The sequence below is a fragment of the Aeromonas sp. QDB34 genome (genome assembly GCF_027705405.1).
GTDB lineage: Bacteria > Pseudomonadota > Gammaproteobacteria > Enterobacterales > Aeromonadaceae > Aeromonas > Aeromonas hydrophila.
In genome coordinates this window covers 237,275-254,844 of sequence record NZ_JAPDBT010000005.1, presented here as the reverse complement: position 1 = coordinate 254,844, position 17,570 = coordinate 237,275, and the positions used below count along the sequence as shown (strand labels likewise).

The window sequence follows — 17,570 nt, the reverse complement described above, 5'->3', positions numbered from 1 at the left end:
ATTACCCTATCTCCGTAACTTCCTTGGACGTTGGGCAAAGCCGGCCCGACCGGGCCGGCTTGGGTTTATATCTCAACGGGAGTTGATTAGAACTTCTGGGTGTAGTCGAGGTAGACGATGCGCCCGTCGATGCTGTAGAGATCTTCGTCGTAGGTGAAGCCGTCGCTGGAGAGCGAGGGGCCTACGTTGAACATGTTCTTCACACCGGCTTGCAGCTTGCCGTTCCAGGGGGTGTCCACACCGACGTTCAGGTTCCAGGTGGTCTGGGAGGCGATATGGCCCTCTGTCTGACCATCCACGTAGTCCTGGCTCTGGGAGTCGATGTAGTTGGCACTCAGGTAGGCGTCCATGTTCCACCACTGCGGCACATTGACCCCGACACCGGAGTTGAAGCGCAGTTCAGGCTTGGCATTCCAGCCCTTCTTGTCGACCATGGGACCACCGGCGAACAGACCCTCTTCGTATTTCAGAATGTAGGTGCTGCCGAAGTCGTAGCGCACGGTCACGACGTTGAAGTCGTACTTGTAGTCAGCCTTGAAGTCCAGACCACTGGTCTTGAGCTGACCCAGGTTGACCATGCCGGCGTAAACCTGTTCCACATCGCCGTTGGCATCGCGGATGACGTTCGGGTTGCTGCCGGTGTTCAGCTCCTGATAGAACTGGGTCTGGGTGGTGGCCAGCTGGATCACGTCATCAATCTTGATGTAGTAGTAGTCCAGTGAGAGGTTGAGATCGTCGATCGGGCTGTAGGCCGCGCCGATGCCGAAGGTGTCAGCTGTCTCTTCCTTCAGGTTCTTGTTGGATTGACGCACTGTGGAGTACTGCTCTTCCGGACAGTTGGCGACACCGTTGGCCTGGCAGGAGACATAGTCCTTGGCGAAGTCGGCGGAGTCGGCATCGGCTGCATACAGATCTTCCAGGCCCGGGGCGCGGAAGGACTGCGACCAGGAGGTACGGAACAACAGGTTGTCCAGTGGCTGGTAACGCAGGCTCGCCTTGGGCGAGAAGGCGCTGCCAAAGTCGCTGTATTTGTCGAAACGACCGGCCAGGTTCAGCTCGATCTGCTCGGTGATGGGGATCAGGCTCTCGATGTAGGCAGCGAAGACGTCGCGCACGCCACCGCCCGAGTTGCCGGAAGAACCGATGACGTTGCCGGCCGCAGACTGGCTGTCATAGGTGTCGGAGTAGACCCAGTCGTTGTACTCGGCCCCCAGGTACCAGCCGATGGGGCCGGCCGGCAGTTCACCCATGCTCCAGCCCAGGCCACCGTACCACTGGAAGAAGTCCATCTTGGAGGTGCGGCTGGTGTCATAGGAGAGGCTGTTGGTGGCGGCACTGGAGAACTCGCCGTTCTTGAAGTTGCCGCTGTCGACCTCCTGCTGGACCGCCGGGTTCAGCACATAGCCGGTGCCGCGGTTCTTGTTGTCAGTCTTGGAATACATGTAGCCCGCATTCCACTCCACATCGCCCACCGCTTCGGTCGGCAGGGTGCCTTCGAAGCCCAGGTTCATGCTGCCGGTCATGTCGGTGACATGGTTGTCACGGGGACCGACGTTGCTGAAGCGGTAGTAGACGGTGGCCTTCTCGCCGATGAAGCCGTTGTCGGCCAGCAGTTCGGCGCCGCCCGGAGTAGTGCCGTCGATGGAGAAGGGGCCGGCGGCCGGGGCAAAGCGGCCGAAGCTGGTGACCCGCGAGCCGATCAGCTGGGGTACGAAGTCGACGTTGTCATTGATGTGATAGCGACCGTTGACGTAGACGGTGTCCCGGGTACGGGAAGCGGTCTTGGCGGCGACCTGGGCAAAGTCGAAGCGACAGGCGGTACCGACCGGTACGAAGCCGGGGCCGGTATTGGCACAGTCGATGCCATCCAGGGTACGGGTCACGGTCTTGCCGGTGGCGGCGTCGATACCCTTGATGTTGCGGCCATACAGGCTGGGTGCAGAGGCACCTTCACGGGCCAGGTAGTCGCGATCCTTGTAGTAGATCTCGTCCTTGACGTCGTGCTCGTAGACCATCATCAGGGCGCCTTTCTCCCCGGTGATACCGCTGACGATGGAGCCGCTCTTCTCGTCACCACCCTCTTCGGTGGGAGAGCCGATACGGCCCTGGAATTCCAGCCCTTCATAGTCCTGTTTCAGGATGACGTTGATGACGCCGCCGATGGCATCGGAACCATACAGGGCAGAGCCGCCGTCCAGGTTTACTTCCACCCGCTCCACCGCCGCCATGGGGATGGAGTTGAGGTTGATGGAGCTACCCCCCATGGAGGGAGATCCGGCGACCCGCTTGCCGTTGAGCAGCACCAGGGTGCGCTCGGAGCCAAGGCCGCGCAGGCTGACGGTGGCCTGGGATTGGGCTGAGCTGCCGGAAGAGGGGGAGATACTGCCGAAGGAGTTGTAGGAGGCCTGCTTCAGGTAGTCGGCCACGGTCTGCTGACCAGATTGCTCGATCTTGGCCTTGCTGATGGCGACGACCGGGGTGGCGCCCTCCACGTCGACGCGCGAGATACGGGAGCCGGTAACCTTGATCTTCTGGAGTTTTTCGACGTTTTGGCCCTCTTCGGCCAAGACAGGGGTGGCCACTACTGCCGCGCTCGCCAAGGCAAACGCTACGGCAGCAGAGAGTCTGCTTTTCCTAAGCATCGCTTATATCCTTCCTGGTTGTTTTTTTGTTTGCTTCCATACCGCCCTCGTTGGAGCGATGCGTAAGGCTTATCAAGCTTTGACGGTTGACGTCAATTGAGGCGGTGTGGATGGGGAAGGGGGGCGCAATAAGCTGACTATGTTTTAATACTTCCGGTTTCGCAGCGGTTTATTCTGACTTGATGATATTTCACGATGTGAAATCGATGTTAAAATGAGTGGTTTCCATTTTATTGATTAATTTTGAACTTATCGATAAGGGGGATGTCTCGCTAGTTTTTATATTGTTAACCAAGACTTTTTTAGCATTATTTTCTGTTTTGGTAGCGTGTTCGGCTGAGGTTCAGATTGCATTGTCGAGCCGGATTTCAGCTTGCCCATATAGAGAAGGGTGATTTAATTCTGATTTATCATATCTTGTTGTTTTATATAAAAAAGATGTTTTCGTGATGCTGTTTTTGTAGGTTTGATTGAAAATTTAAACGTTATTTAAATTGTTCATGTCGCAGTTTTTTATCTTGAAGTTGGCTTTTTCATAAAAAACTCACAGTAAATTCCACGGTTTGCCAAAGGGGCATGTCATGCCCTTCGTTCTACTTGATTTTTGTTGCAGAGCTTTTACAGTGACCGAGCGGATAGTCTGTCAATAACCGGCTATCCAGTGAGTAATGCCAGGAAGGACAGGCCCGTCACCGGATGTGACTGGCCATAAAAGAACAACAAGGACGAGGTTCCACCATGCTGTCGTATTTCTTACGTCGGATGCTTTTGATCATCCCGACGTTTCTCGGTATCACCCTGCTCGTCTTCACCATCACCCGCTTCGTGCCGGGCGGCCCGGTCGAACGCATGCTGCTGCAAGCCCAGGTTTCTCAGAACGAATCGGGCCGCTCCAGCGGCAGCAAGGGGGCGCAGGCGCTCTCCGATGAGCAGATCGAGGAGCTCAAGGCCTTTTACGGGCTCGACAAGCCCATGCTGGTTGCCTATTGGGAGTGGCTGCAGAAGCTGGCGGTACTGGATCTTGGCGAATCGACCCGCTATTACGAGCCGGTGTGGGGCCTCATCAAGGACAGGTTGCCAGTGACCGCCTTCTTCGGGCTGGCGACCTTTCTGCTCAGTTATGCCGTTTCCATCCCGCTCGGGGTGGCCAAGGCGCTCAGGCACAACAGCCGCTTCGATTCGCTCAGCTCCATGTTCATCTACATGGCCTATGCGCTGCCCGCCTACGTGGTGGGTATCTTCCTCATCACAGTGTTCGCGTTCCATCTGGAGTGGCTGCCCATGGGGGGCTTCCCGGGGGACGAGTTCGACGGCATGGAGAGCAGCTGGGATCAGATCCGCACCGTGTTCGCCCATGCCTTGCTGCCGCTTATCGCCTACGCCATCGGTGATTTCGCCATCCTCACCATGACCATGAAGAACAGCCTGATGGAGAACCTGTCGGCGGATTACGTGCGCACCGCCGTGGCCAAGGGGCTGCCGTTTCGCAAGGCGGTGACCGATCATGCGATGCGCAACAGCCTGATCCCCATCGCCAGTCACCTAGGATCGGTGCTCACCGTCTTCTTCGGCGGCTCCTTTCTCATCGAGACCATCTTCAACATCGACGGCATCGGTCTGCTCGGTTACGAGGCCATCGTCGAGCGGGATTACCCCACCGTGATGGGCATTCTGGCCATCACTTCCATGCTGATGCTGGTGGGCAATATCGTCTCCGACATCTGCGTTGCCCTGGTCGATCCCCGCGTGCGGTTTGGAGAGTGAGCATGAATCCAATCTCTCTTGTCATGCCGATACTGATATCACGCCATATCGTCTCCGATATCTGCGTTGCACCTTTTGTTGCCCCCCGTGTGCGGTTCGGAGAGTGAACATGAACCCTGTCACCTTAAAAAAACTCAAGCGTTTCAAGTCGATCAAGCGCGGTTACTACTCCTTCATCATCTTCACCACCCTGGTGCTGCTTTCCTTGTTGGCGGAGCTCTTGGTCAACAGCCGGGCACTGATGGTGAGCTATCAGGGGGAGCTCTATTTTCCCACCTATGGTGACGTGATCCCGGGTCAGCAGTTCGGGCTCGATTACGAGTACGAGACCAACTATCGCCAGCTCAAAGACAAATTCGCCGCCGATGGCAAGGGGGATTGGGTGGTGTTGCCACCGGTGCCCTGGAACCCCTATGAGCAGGATTTCAAGCAGGATGCCTACCCACCCTATGCGCCGAGCCTGGCCGAGCGTCACCTGCTCGGCACCGACACCAGCGGCCGCGACGTGCTGGCGCGGCTGGTCTACGGCTTTCGCATCGCCATCGGTTTTGCCTTCATCGCGCTGGTGGCCAGCTATGCCATCGGGGTCACCATCGGCTGCATGATGGGCTTCCTCGGCGGGCGGTTTGACCTGGTGCTGCAGCGCTTTATCGAGATCTGGTCCCAGGTGCCGTTTCTCTACGTCATCATGATCCTGGTGTCGCTGGCCAAGCCCAACTTCGGCCTGTTCGTGGCCATCAACGTGCTGTTCGGCTGGATGGGCATCACCTGGTACATGCGCACCCTCACTTACAAGGAGCGGGCACGGGACTATGTGATGGCGGCGCGGGCCCAGGGGGCCGGCACCGGGCGGATCATCTTCCACCACATTCTGCCCAACACCCTGATGATGATCGTCACCCTGGCGCCGTTTGCCGTGGTGGGCAACATCTCCACCCTGACGGCGCTGGACTACCTGGGCTTTGGCCTGGCTCCGCCCACCCCGAGCTGGGGGGAGCTGCTCTCCCAGGGCATCAACAATCTGGATGCCATCTGGATCGTGAGCTCTGTGGTGGCAGCGGTGAGTCTGGTGCTGATCATGGTCTCCTTCATTGGCGAGGCGATCCGCGAGGCGTTCGATCCGCGCAAATTTACCCGTTATCAGTGACCAGGGGCGGGCTTATGGCCCCGGGTTGCTCACCCTTGAATCGACAAGCCCCCAGTGCAGGGGTATGACCTGGAAGTCAAACATGAAAAATAAAATCAAATGGATAGGTGCTCTCTTTGTGCTGGTGAACGGATCCTGGGTGTGGGCGGCCAGCCTGCCTGCGGATCTCAAATGGGAGACCAACGACACCGACCCTGTGTTCGCCTCGCCCAAGGCGCTGCCCGGTGGCAGCATCACCATGTTCGTGGACAGTTTCCCACTGACATTTCGCACTGTGGGTCCCGACTCCAACGGCGCGTTCCGCTCCTTCATCATGGACAACCAGCTGAGGCTCATCAGCTTCCACCCCAATACCGGCAACCCCATTCCGTCGCTCGCGACCCACTGGGCCATCGCGCCGGACAACCAGACCGTCTACTTCAAGCTGGATCCGCGCGCCAAGTGGTCCGACGGCAAGCCGGTGGTCGCCGATGACTACACCTTCGGCTACGAGATGATGCGATCCAAGGACATCAAGGGGCCCTGGTTCAACAACTACTACACCACCGAAGTGGTGGCGGTGGAGAAGGTTGACGACCACACCATTCTGGTCAAGGCGGGTACCCGCAAGGCCAAGCTGGACCTGCTCAACACCACCGAGCTGTGGCCCCAGCCCAAGCACTACTACAAGCTCACCCCCAACTGGGTGAAGCAATACAACTGGGCCGTGGTGCCCAACACCGGCCCCTACGTGATGAGCGACGTGAAGAAGGGCAAGTCCATCACCTTCAGCAAGCAGAAGGAGTGGTGGGCAAAGGACGATCGCTACAACCAGCACAGGTTCAACCTCGACACCATCAAGGTGCAGGTGATCCGCGATCACAACATCGCCTTTCGTCACTTCCTGAAAGGGGAGCTCGATACCTTCGAGATGATCCTGCCCAACTGGTGGCATGAAAAAGCGGTCACCCCCGAGTACAAGCAGGGATACGTGCAGAAGGTGATGGCCATGACCGACACCAAGCAGGGCGGGCAGGGGGTTCACCTCAATGTCGCCAATCCCAAGCTGGCTGACCTCAACGTGCGGCTCGGCATCCAGCACGCCTTCAACATCGACAAGATGATCAAGACCGTGCTGCGCGGCGACTATGACAGAGCCACCACTTTCGGCTCGGGCTTTGGCGAGTTCACCGACATGCAGCTGCCGGAGCGGGCCTATGACATCGCCAAGGCTCGCGACTACTTTGCCAAGGCGGGTTACGCCAAGCCGGGGCCGGACGGCATCCTGCAAAACGACAAGGGGGAGCGGCTGACCCTGGCGCTCACCTACACCAGCCAGGAGCACTCCAAGCGTTTGACCGTGCTCAAAGAAGAGGCCAAGAAGGCGGGGCTGGATCTGGATCTCAACCTGGTGGACGGCGCCACCGGCTTCAAGGCGATGCTGGAGAAGAAACACGAGGCGGCCTGGCTCGGCTGGGGCGGCGGTGGTCTCTATCCGCAGTATTGGGAGTCGTTCCACTCGGCCAACGCCAACAAGCCGCAGACCAACAATTTGTTCAACGTGGCTGACAAAGAGCTCGATGGGCTGATCGACGCCTACAACGTCGAGTTCGACATGGCCAAGCGGGCCGAGATCTCCCGCCAGATCCAGCAGCGCATCTATGATCTCGCCATCTTCGTGCCCGGGGTGCAGCTCAACTACGTGCGGGCCAGCAGCTGGCGCTACGTGATGCTGCCCGAGGTGCCCGCCACCAAGAACACGCCGGATCTGCTCTACTGGCCCATGGATGGCTACCCTCACAGCAGCGGCGGCCTGCTTTGGCTCGATCCCAAGGTGAAGGAAGAGACCCTGAAGGCCAAGGAGGCAGGGGAGGCGCTGACGCCCATCAACCTGCTCGACAAGACTTATGCACGTCATTGATATGGCGCAGAAGGGAGCAGCAGTCATGTCCAACACACAGGCTCCCCACCCGGGCGCCCGGGATCATGGGGGGGATGATCAGAGCAAGCCCCCCATTCTGGAGGTGCGCGATCTGGCGGTGGAGTTTGCCGTCGATGACGGCAAGATCAAGGTGCTCGACGGGGTCAGCTTCAAGGTGGCTCCGGGTCAGACGCTGGGGGTGGTCGGTGAGTCCGGCTGCGGCAAGAGCGTCACCTCGCTCGCCATCATGGGGCTGTTGCCCAAACCCCATGGTCAGGTGGTGGCGGGCTCCATCCGCTTTCAGGGGGAGGAGCTGCTGTCGCTTGCGCCGGATCAGATGTACAAGGTGCGCGGCAACCGTATCTCGATGATCTTTCAGGAGCCGATGACGGCGCTCAACCCGGTGCAGACGGTCGGCGATCAGCTGATGGAGGTGTTCCGCCTCCACCGTCCCGACTACAGCAAGGCCCAGCGCAGGGAAGCGGCCATCGCCATGCTGCAGAAGGTGGGGATCCCCGAACCCGCCCAGCGCTTTGCCGTCTATCCCCACAACCTTTCCGGCGGCATGCGCCAGCGGGTGATGATCGCCATGGCGCTCGCCTGCGAGCCGGCGCTGCTCATCTGCGACGAGCCGACCACGGCGCTCGATGTGACCATTCAGGCCCAGATCCTGGAGTTGATGAAGGCGCTGCAGGCCCAGACCGGCATGGCCATCATCTTCATCACCCATGATCTCGGGGTGGTGGCGGAGCTGTGCGACGAGGTGGTGGTGATGTATGCCGGCCGGGCGGTGGAGCAGGCCGACGTGTTCGAGCTGTTTGACCATCCGCGCCATCCCTATACTCATGGTCTGATGAGCTCGATCCCGCGGCTCGAAGATGAGCCCAAGAGCCTGCTCAAGACCATCACGGGTCAGGTGCCCGCCCTGCACGAGATGCCGGCCGGATGCCGTTTCTCCAACCGTTGTCCCCATGCCACCGAGATCTGCGTGAGCGCCATTCCGGCCACCGAGCAGCTCGCCGAGCGGCATGGGGTGGCCTGCCACCACTGGAGGGAGCTAGCCGTATGAAGACGCTTTTATCGGTGCGCGACGTGAAGCAGCATTTCCAGCTGGGCGGTGGCTTGTTGCGCAAGAAGTACCATGTCTACGCGGTGGACGGCATCAGCTTCGATCTCAAGCAGGGGGAGACGCTGGGGCTGGTGGGCGAGTCCGGCTGCGGCAAATCGACCCTGGGGCGCACCCTGCTCAAGCTGTTCGAGCCGACCGCCGGCACCATCACCTTCGAGGGGCGCGACATCACCCACCTCCCGCCCAAAGAGATGCGATCTTTGCGCCAGGAGATGCAGATCGTGTTTCAGGATCCCGCCGAATCCCTCAACAGCCGTCACACGGTGGGGCAGATCCTGGAGGAGCCCTTCGTCATCCACGGCAAGGGCAACGCCGAACAGCGGCGTGTCTGGGTGCAGGAGCTGCTGGAGAAGGTGGGGCTGCCCGGCAGCGCGGTGGATCGCTATCCCCATGAGTTTTCTGGCGGCCAGCGCCAGCGCATCGGCATCGCCCGGGCCATCGCCCTCAAGCCCAAGTTGCTGGTCTGTGACGAGGCGGTGTCGGCGCTGGATGTGTCGGTGCAGTCCCAAATAGTCAACCTGCTGCTCACCCTGCAGCGGGAGATGAACCTCGCCATCATCTTCATCGCCCACGACCTGTCGGTGGTCAAGCACATCTCGGATCGGATTGCGGTGATGTATCTGGGCAGGATCGTCGAACTGGCCGAGGCCCAGTCGCTCTACCTGGCGCCTCGCCATCCCTATACCCAGGCGCTGATTTCGGCCATTCCGGTGCCGGACCCGCGTCGGCGCAGCCAGCGCATCCTGCTGACGGGGGATGTGCCGTCTCCCATCTCGCCGCCGAGCGGCTGCCACTTTCACCAGCGCTGCCCTTACGCCGGCGAGCTGTGCCGCACCAAGGCGCCGAGCCTGCAGCCGTGCGACGGGGCCGATCATCAGGTGGCCTGCCACACGCCGTTGCCGCTGGCCGAGGCGATCCCCCTGGGAAAGGCGGTATGATGCCGGTGCCCGCATCGCAGCAAGATGGCACGGGAAACAGCGAATAAAAAATGGGGCCTGCGGGCCCCATCTTCATGGTTGGAGTTCAGGTTTGGCCGTGGAACATCTGGCCAGGGCAGGACAGCTCCCCGCAAGGGGATGGCTGCTGTGTGGATTGCTGTTTCTTGTAATTTTACTACTTAAATGTTTGATCACGCTTTCACGAAATTGCCCGCTGGCGGCATCAGGCACCATAGCGGAAGTAGTAGTTGCGGGTTGCCGGCGCATAGGTATCTTTCTCTACGACGCCTTTCTTGCTGGTTACACCCTTCAGGTGGAACAGAACTGCCAGATTCTCAAACATATATTCACCTCATTGCTCTGTCGTTGATTTGTTATCTGTGACCTGGGTCACGCTTTTATCCTATGGCCTTCTGTGAGCTGGATCAACTTTTTGTGTTGTAAATTTACATAAATCATAGAAAGGGTTTTCAAATCCAAGGTTGCTTATGGAGACGGTTTCAGCAGGCTCTCAGATTGATACCCGTGGTCTGGCTGACGGGTCTGGATGAGCCACGGATGGGGGCGGCGGAGCCGTCCGGCGGTTTCGAGGGGAAACATGCCAGGGGGGTTGGAGCAGGCAAAAAAATACCCCGCACCTGGCGGGGTATTTGGTGTGGCCGATCGGCCTTGACCTGCGGGCTTATTTGGCCGGGATCTGTTCCAGCACGTGAACCAGCAGCTGCCAGAACCGCTCGACTGCCGGAATGTGCACCTTCTCACCCGGGGCGTGGGCGCCGCGGATGGTCGGGCCGAAGGAGACCATGTCCCACTCCGGGTAGGCGCTCTTGAACAGACCGCACTCGAGGCCGGCGTGGATCACCATGACGTTCGGCATCTCGCCGAACAGGGTCTGGTAGCTGTTGCGTACCAAGGCCATTACCGGGGAGTCCACGTTCGGTGCCCAGCCCGGGTAGGCGCCGGTAAACTCGCAGCTGGCGCCAGCCAGATTGAACAGGGAGCGGGTCATCTGTTCGACGCTCTCGCGACCGGAGTCGATGAGGGAGCGGATCAGGCACTGTACGTACACTTCGCCATCCTGGGTCTTGATGACACCCAGGTTGGTGGAGGTCTCGGTCACGCCCGGGATGGCATCGCTCATGCGGATGACACCGTTCGGGCAGGCCATCAGGGAGTCCAGCAGGCGGGCCTGCAGGGACTCGCTCATCAGCTGGGCCGGTTTTTCCTGGGTGGTGAGCAGCACAGTCAGGTTGGCTTCGGTGGCGGCGAGCTCGCTCTGGTAGATGCCGGTATAACGGTCAACCAGGGCCTTGAATTCGTTGACGCTGGCGGCGGGCACCAGCAGCTTGGCACGGGCCTCGCGCGGGATGGCGTTGCGCAGGGTGCCGCCATGGATCTCGGCCAGACGCACGCCCAGCGGCTCGGCGGCCTTGAGCAGACGCACCAGCAGCTTGTTGGCGTTGCCGCGGCCGCGATGGATGTCGACCCCGGAGTGACCGCCGCGCAGGCCCTTGACCAGCAGCTCGAAACCTTCGCCCTCGGTGGCGGCGACCAGCTCCAGCGGGAAGCGGATATTGGCATCCACCCCGCCGGCGCAGCCCATGTAGACCTCGCCATCCTCTTCGGAGTCGGTGTTGAGCAGGATCTCGCCCTCCAGCCAGCCCGCTTCCAGACCGAAGGCGCCGGTCATGCCGGTCTCTTCGTCGGTGGTCAGCAGCACTTCCAGCGGACCGTGCTTGATGGTCTTGTCGGCCAGCACGGCCAGGCAGCCGGCCATGCCCATGCCGTTGTCGGCGCCCAGGGTGGTGCCGCGGGCAGTGACCCATTCACCGTCGATGTAGGCATCGATGGGATCCTTGGTGAAGTCGTGCTGGGTGTCGGCGTTGGCCTGCGGCACCATGTCGATGTGCGCCTGCAGCACCACGGCCTTGCGGTTTTCCATCCCCGGCGTGGCCGGTTTCTTGATGATGATGTTGCCGACGGCATCTTGTTTGACCGCCAGACCTTCCCCTTGTGCCCATTGGACGATCCAGGCGCTCAGCTGGGCTTCGTGCTTGGAAGGGTGGGGGATGGAGCAGATCTGTTCGAAGAAATGCCAAATCAGTTTGGGAGAGAGAGAACTAAGCTGTGCCACGTCGGGACTCCTTACCAGCACGGAAGATGACAGGGCCCCGGTAGCGGGGCGAGCAAGAGGATAACGATAATACAGTCAATCACACAAAAATGTGAGCGATCAGCGCAAATTGCGGGCGGCTTGTGCTGGCAAGCGGGGGAATGGCAGCGTACAGCTCCGCTATGGACGAAACGAACCAGCACAAAAGAAAATTTGTGACTCGCATCACAAAAATATTGAGTTTATGGCACCGGCTGGTAAATTAACGACCGTGGTTCGCCACCCGTCAGGATGACGATGAATGCCTCCAGGGAACCGAAGCAAAGCAAGTGCGCCTCCATGGAACCGAGTGTCCGTTCAAGGATCTGAACCCGCATTAAGGTACGTAACTTGTTAAGCAATCAGGAGTTTATGATGTCAGGCAGCAATTCAACCTATTGGTTCGCCCAGTCTCTTTATACCCAGGGTTTCAACTATCCGAACCCCTACGCCAGCCGCCGTTAAGGCAGGTTGCCGGCCGGGCTGACAGGCAGATCGAAAACAGCAGGCGAGTGAGGAATCCATCCTCCCCCTGCTATTTTTTTATCTACTGCTCGGCGAACTCCGCCCGGGAGAGGGAAAAGAGGGAGTCAGCCGGACTTGCTTCGATTTTTTTCCTGCATTTCGCATACGTTTGCCAGTCAATTTATCCGCAAACGATGGTATCATGCCCGCCCAACAGCCTGTCTGCGGTCCTGCCCCCTCTGTGACATGACCGCCAGCTCTGCCCATCCTGCTTCCATTGCATCTGTTTTCGCTGCCGAGGGTCTTCTCCCGAGGCGGTCGTGGTGCAAGCCGAATTTGGGAAAAAGGGCCGTCAGCATTAACGAAATCACGTGCGTCAGCACGGGTTTTCAAGTCGTAAGTGATTGTTTTTATAACTCGTTGAGATCGATAGCATGCCAAAAAAATTCTACGTATCGTGGGACAACCTGCAACGTGAAGCGCGCCGTCTGGCCCGTCGTCAACTGCCCGTCAGCCAATGGAAAGGGATCATCGCGGTCAGCCGTGGCGGCCTGGTACCGGCTGCACTGATGGCGCGTGAACTTGGCATCCGCAACGTCGAAACCCTCTGCATCTCCAGCTATGACCACAACAACCAGCGTGATCTGGTGGTGGTGAAGGCCGCCACCACCGCGGGTGACGGCGAAGGCTGGCTGGTGGTGGAAGATCTGGTGGACACAGGCACCACCGCCAAGGCGATCCGCGAGCTCTACCCCAAGGCCAAGTTCATCGCGATCTTCGCCAAGCCGATGGGTGAGCAACTGCTGGATGACTTCGAAGTCGCCATCCCGCAGGACACCTGGATCGAACAGCCGTGGGATATGGCGCTGGAGTTTGCCACGCCGATCTGCGACGAAGAGTAAGCAGCGAATCAGCTTCACAGGGCTCCTATATGGAGCCCTGTTTTTTTGTGGTGCAACTGGCTGCCGGGCGGGAAAAGTGGTTAAGATGGAGCCATTGCATGACAGTATGAGTAATAGCTTTGGACTTGAACGACGACCTTAACCTGACCGAGAAGCTCTTTACCCGGGTAAAAAAGGTGCTGGAGACCTCTGAAGTCTCCAATTCCAGCCCGGTCGCGGAGCAGGATGACAATGTCGACGAGACCTTCATCGACGGTTCCATGTCATCGCGCTGGTATCGTCTGCTGCGCCGGCCGACCTGGGCCTGGCAGGGGGCGGACCCGGTCGAGGTGGAGCAGACCCTGGCCTGCATCGCCATGGGAGAGGGCGAGCGTACCCACGAGCGCTTTCTGGATACCATCAAGGGTTATGTGCCCGGCAACTGGGTCTATGAGTGGAGCCAGCTGGCCGGCCGCTACTTCAACCGGGGTCGCGAGCTGGTGGCACAGGGCGAGCGGGCCGCTGCCCTGAAAAGCCTGCTCAAGGCGGTGCGCTACTACTCCATCGCCAGCTATCCCCATCTAAAGAATGACGAGCTGGCGGATCAGGCCCAACTGCTCGGCAACATGGCCTACCGCGAGGCGGGGCGCCTGTTCAAAGTGCCGCTCAAGGAGCTGCAGGTGCCGTTTCGCGGCAAGCACATTCAGGGCTACCTGCACCTGCCGACTACCGACAAGCCGGTGCCCCTGGTCATCGTCAGCGGTGGCATCGACTCGCTGCAGGTCGACTTCCTCAATTTCTATCTCAAGTGCCTGGAGCCCAACGGCATCGGCATGTTGTCGCTCGATATGCCGGGCATCGGCTATGCCGAGCACTGGCCGCTGGTGCAGGACACCAGCCGGTTGCATCAGGCGGTATTGAATCATCTGTCCGAAGTGGCCTGGGTCGATCACCAGCGCATCGCCATGGTGGGTTTTCGCCTGGCGGGCAATGTGGCGGCGCGGCTCGCCTTCATCGAGCCGTTCAAGCTCAGGACCGTGGTCTGCATCGGCGCCGGCGTCAATCAGGTGTTTACCAATCAGGAGATGTTTGCCCGCTGCCCGCGCATGATGCGGGACGGGCTGGCCAACCGGCTGGGGGCTGATGCGGCCCAATGGGAGTCGCTGCGTACCAAGTGCCAGGTATTTTCACTCAAGACGCAAGGATTGCTGGGGACTCGCACTTCCGTGCCGATATTGAGTATTGGACACAAGAAAGATTTTATTTGTCCCGAGCAGGATGTCCGGGCATTGGCGTCCGCCAGCCGTAACGGCAAGGCGGTGGTGTTCGACAAGCAACCCTTGCTGGAGGTATACGACGAGGCGTTGAAAGAGATGGTCGACTGGCTCAAGAAGCACCTATGTACATGATATAGCGCTAAAATATAACGTCATCCCAGGGTGATGTGGCTTGTTCAACAGGGAGGTTAACATGTCAGAAAGAGTGACCTACAAGCGACTGCTGAGGCAGTTTGCCGCGATTGGCCCCTATTTACGTGAGGACCTGTGTGAAGAGGGGCGTTACCGTTTCGACTGCCTTTCCGTCTGTGTCAGCGCCAAGCCGGCGCCGGACAAACGGGAATTCTGGGGCTGGTGGCTGGTGCTGGCGCAGCAGGATCACAGCTTCAGCTATCACTATCAGGTCGGCTTCTACAACGCCGAAGGGGAGTGGCTCAACAAGCCGCTGCCCAAGAAGCATCAGGCAGAGGTCGAACGTACCCTCAACCACTTCTACAAGCTCATCAGCGACAAGCTGCACCAGCTTGGTTGCCAGCTCGCTCCCGCCGAGCAGGTCACCAACGAGCTGACCGTCACCGCCGCCTGATGACCCGCCGCCCCGCCAGCCATCCATCGGCTGGCGGGGCGTTTCTTTGCCGCTCTCTCCGCTTTGCCTGCACCCGCCGCTGCCCTGGTGTTAATTGCCTTGCAGGGCAACAGGGCCGTGGGTATAAAGGGATTCCTTATATTTCAGCCTTTTTGCTCCCATGGAAAACAGAACCATAGTCGTCAAACTGGGCACCAGCGTGCTCACCGGGGGATCTTCCCAGCTCAATCGTGCCCACATGGTCGAGCTGGTCAGACAGTGTGCAGCCTTGCACCGTCACGGCCACAGGGTCGTGGTGGTCACCTCGGGGGCCATTGCGGCCGGCCGTGAGCATCTGGGCCACCCTCCATTGGCGCCAACCCTGCCCAACAAGCAGATGCTGGCGGCCGTCGGCCAGACCCAGTTGATCCGGGTGTGGCAGGATCTGTTCAACCTCTATGGGCTGCACATCGGTCAGATGCTGCTGACCCGCGCCGATCTTGAAGATCGCGAGCGCTACCTCAATGCCCGCGACACCCTGCGTACCCTGCTCGATCACCGCATCATCCCGGTCATCAACGAGAACGACGCGGTGGCGACCGCCGAGATCAAGGTGGGGGACAACGACAACCTCTCCGCCCGTGCCGCCATCCTGGCCGATGCGGATCTGCTGATCCTGCTCACCGACCAGAAGGGGCTGTTTACCGCCGATCCCCGTACCAACCCGGATGCCCAGCTCATCGAAGAGGTGCAGACCATCGACGACACCCTGCGCAAGCTGGCGGGTGACAGCGTCAGCGGGCTCGGTACCGGCGGCATGGCCACCAAGCTGCAGGCCGCCGACGTGGCGCGCCGCGCCGGCGTCAACGTGGTGATCGCCACCGGCCAGATGCCGGAAGTGGTCGGCCGTCTCGCCAAGGGCGAGCGCATCGGCACCCTGTTCCCGGCGCTGGCGTCACCGCTGGAAGGGCGCAAGAGCTGGATCCTGGCAGGGCCTCCTCCCCACGGAGAAGTACAGGTGGATCAGGGCGCCGTGGCCGCCATGCAGGAGAAGGGCTCCAGCCTGCTGCCCAAGGGCATAGTGGCGGTGAAGGGCGATTTCGTGCGTGGCGACGTGGTGCGCATTCTCGATCCCAAGGGGGCCGAGCTGGCGCGCGGCATCTGCCGTTACAATCATCTGGAGCTGGACAAGCTGCGCGGCGTCCATTCGGACAACATCGAACAGGTGCTGGGTTACGGCTACGGTGCCGTGGCCATCCATCGCGACGACATGGTGCTGCTGTGAGCTGCCAGCCGCTGCCACGCAAGGGCAGCGGCACATCAAGATAAGGGGGACGCCGCCATCGGGCGGCCCCGCAAGAACCAAAGGGAAGAGAGATGAGTCTGGAGAAAATGGGGCAGGCGGCCCGTGAAGCCGCCTATCAGCTGGCCACCGTCAGCACGGCGCAGAAGAACCGGGCGCTGGCCGCCATCGCCGACGAGCTGGAGGCGCGCAGCCACCAGATCCTGGCCGCCAACGAGAAAGACATCGCTGCCGGCCGTGCGGCGGGCTTGTCAGACGCCATGCTGGATCGGCTGCTGCTCAACCCGGCCCGGCTGGCCGGTATCGTGGCGGACGTGCGCAAGGTGATCTCTCTGGACGATCCGGTCGGGGCCGAAATCGACAGCCGGGTGCTGGAGAACGGCCTGCGCCTCTCCCGCCGCCGGGTGCCCATCGGGGTCATCGGTGTCATCTACGAGGCGCGTCCCAACGTCACCATCGACATCGCCAGCCTCTGCCTCAAGACCGGCAACGCCAGCATACTGCGCGGCGGGCGCGAGACCTTCCACTCCAACCTGGAGCTGGTGCGGGTGATCCAGAGTGCGCTGGCGGCCTCCGGCCTGCCGCGCGATGCGGTGCAATACATCGACAACCCGGATCGGGCGCTGGTGGGTGAGCTGCTGCGCCTCGACCGTTACGTTGACATGATCATCCCCCGCGGCGGCGCCGGGCTGCACAAGATGTGCAAGGAGAACAGCTCCATTCCGGTGATCATCGGCGGTTTTGGCATCAGCCACATCTTTGTGGACGAGAGCGCCGATCTGGCGCGCTCCCTGGTGGTCATCGACAACGCCAAGGTGCAGCGCCCCTCCGCCTGCAATGCCCTCGACAGCCTGCTGGTGCACGAGAAGGTCGCCGCGACCCTGCTGCCGCAGCTGGTCGGCCTGATGAACGAGCGCAAGGTGGCCCTGGTCGCCACCCCCGAGGCCCTGCCGCTGCTGGCGGGCGCCGACAGCCTGCGTGCTGCCGGCCCGGAAGACTTCGATACCGAGTGGCTCTCGCTGACCCTGGGGGTCAAGCTGGTGGCGGATGTGAACGAAGCGCTGGCCCATATGCGCGAGCACAACGCCGGCCACTCCGATGCCATCCTCACCAACGATCTGGCCAATGCCGAGCGTTTCGTCAACGGGGCCGGTTCGGCGGCGGTCTACGTCAACGCCTCCACCCGCTTCACCGACGGCGGCCAGTTCGGGCTGGGCGCCGAGGTGGCGGTCTCGACCCAGATGCTGCATGCCCGCGGCCCCATGGGGCTGACCGAACTCACCAGCTACAAGTGGGTGGGGTTGGCAGACTATCTGAGTCGCGCCTGACGCCTTTGTGCTCCTGTGTGAAGATGCCGACTCAGGTCGGCATTTTTTTGCTTTTTTCTTGCCTGCTATCAGGGGCTTG

General features: G+C 60.5%; 11 protein-coding genes and 1 pseudogene. 10 read left to right on the top strand and 2 right to left on the bottom strand.

The genetic code is table 11. The features are described from left to right. Positions 1-86: 86 nt before the first annotated feature. Positions 87-2,642: a TonB-dependent receptor gene (locus tag OKC29_RS10100; protein ID WP_073351487.1), complete on the bottom strand. Its 2,556-nt coding sequence runs from the start codon at positions 2,640-2,642 to the stop codon at positions 87-89. Positions 2,643-3,380: 738 nt separating this feature from the next. Between OKC29_RS10100 and OKC29_RS10095 the strand changes: the two genes are divergently transcribed. From OKC29_RS10095 to OKC29_RS10075, 5 genes are all read left to right on the top strand, one after another. Continuing rightward, the gene (locus OKC29_RS10095) at positions 3,381-4,406 is read left to right on the top strand and encodes an ABC transporter permease subunit (protein ID WP_017410946.1); all 1,026 of its coding nucleotides are present in this window, start codon (positions 3,381-3,383) and stop codon (positions 4,404-4,406) included. 103 nt (positions 4,407-4,509) lie between these two features. Beyond that, positions 4,510-5,553 carry an ABC transporter permease gene (locus tag OKC29_RS10090; RefSeq protein WP_026080473.1) on the top strand — a complete coding sequence of 348 codons (1,044 nt, stop codon included), beginning with the start codon at positions 4,510-4,512 and terminating at the stop codon, positions 5,551-5,553. 82 nt (positions 5,554-5,635) lie between these two features. Then, positions 5,636-7,453: an extracellular solute-binding protein gene (locus OKC29_RS10085; RefSeq protein ID WP_073351486.1), complete on the top strand. Its 1,818-nt coding sequence runs from the start codon at positions 5,636-5,638 to the stop codon at positions 7,451-7,453. Between the two features lie 25 nt (positions 7,454-7,478). Beyond that, positions 7,479-8,522: an ABC transporter ATP-binding protein gene (locus OKC29_RS10080; RefSeq protein WP_073351484.1), complete on the top strand. Its 1,044-nt coding sequence runs from the start codon at positions 7,479-7,481 to the stop codon at positions 8,520-8,522. Then, positions 8,519-9,520, top strand: a complete 1,002-nt coding sequence (locus OKC29_RS10075; protein ID WP_017410949.1) for an ABC transporter ATP-binding protein — start codon at positions 8,519-8,521, stop codon at positions 9,518-9,520. Before OKC29_RS10080 ends, OKC29_RS10075 begins: the two co-directional genes overlap by 4 nt. Positions 9,521-10,202: 682 nt before the next feature. Here the strand turns inward: OKC29_RS10075 and OKC29_RS10070 are convergent. Continuing rightward, entirely contained in the window at positions 10,203-11,654 is a 1,452-nt protein-coding gene (locus tag OKC29_RS10070) for an aminoacyl-histidine dipeptidase (protein WP_073351483.1), read from the bottom strand. A gap of 917 nt (positions 11,655-12,571) precedes the next feature. On the opposite strand from OKC29_RS10070, the gene gpt reads away from it, so the two are divergent. From gpt to OKC29_RS10045, 5 genes and pseudogenes are all read left to right on the top strand, one after another. After that, the gene (gene gpt / locus OKC29_RS10065; RefSeq protein ID WP_011707189.1) at positions 12,572-13,039 is read left to right on the top strand and encodes a xanthine phosphoribosyltransferase; all 468 of its coding nucleotides are present in this window, start codon (positions 12,572-12,574) and stop codon (positions 13,037-13,039) included. A gap of 119 nt (positions 13,040-13,158) precedes the next feature. Further along, positions 13,159-14,427, top strand: a complete 1,269-nt coding sequence (frsA, locus tag OKC29_RS10060) for an esterase FrsA (RefSeq protein ID WP_011707188.1) — start codon at positions 13,159-13,161, stop codon at positions 14,425-14,427. 61 nt (positions 14,428-14,488) lie between these two features. Next, positions 14,489-14,881, top strand: a complete 393-nt coding sequence (gene crl / locus OKC29_RS10055) for a sigma factor-binding protein Crl (protein WP_073351482.1) — start codon at positions 14,489-14,491, stop codon at positions 14,879-14,881. 160 nt (positions 14,882-15,041) lie between these two features. After that, on the top strand, positions 15,042-16,145 hold the full coding sequence (proB, locus tag OKC29_RS10050; protein ID WP_011707186.1) for a glutamate 5-kinase: 1,104 nt from the start codon (positions 15,042-15,044) through the stop codon (positions 16,143-16,145). Between the two features lie 80 nt (positions 16,146-16,225). Then, positions 16,226-17,491 (top strand): annotated as a pseudogene (locus tag OKC29_RS10045) (glutamate-5-semialdehyde dehydrogenase); the annotation flags it as partial. Positions 17,492-17,570 lie beyond the last annotated feature (79 nt).

Excerpts from the sequence above, each read along its gene's own strand:
- crl (WP_073351482.1), top strand. The coding sequence starts at position 14,489 with ATGTCAGAAAGAGTGACCTACAAGCGACTGCTGAGGCAGTTTGCCGCG.
- proB (WP_011707186.1), top strand. The coding sequence starts at position 15,042 with ATGGAAAACAGAACCATAGTCGTCAAACTGGGCACCAGCGTGCTCACC.
- OKC29_RS10095 (WP_017410946.1), top strand. The coding sequence starts at position 3,381 with ATGCTGTCGTATTTCTTACGTCGGATGCTTTTGATCATCCCGACGTTT.
- OKC29_RS10085 (WP_073351486.1), top strand. The coding sequence starts at position 5,636 with ATGAAAAATAAAATCAAATGGATAGGTGCTCTCTTTGTGCTGGTGAAC.
- gpt (WP_011707189.1), top strand. The coding sequence starts at position 12,572 with ATGCCAAAAAAATTCTACGTATCGTGGGACAACCTGCAACGTGAAGCG.
- OKC29_RS10080 (WP_073351484.1), top strand. The coding sequence starts at position 7,479 with ATGTCCAACACACAGGCTCCCCACCCGGGCGCCCGGGATCATGGGGGG.
- OKC29_RS10075 (WP_017410949.1), top strand. The coding sequence starts at position 8,519 with ATGAAGACGCTTTTATCGGTGCGCGACGTGAAGCAGCATTTCCAGCTG.
- OKC29_RS10100 (WP_073351487.1), bottom strand. The coding sequence starts at position 2,642 with ATGCTTAGGAAAAGCAGACTCTCTGCTGCCGTAGCGTTTGCCTTGGCG.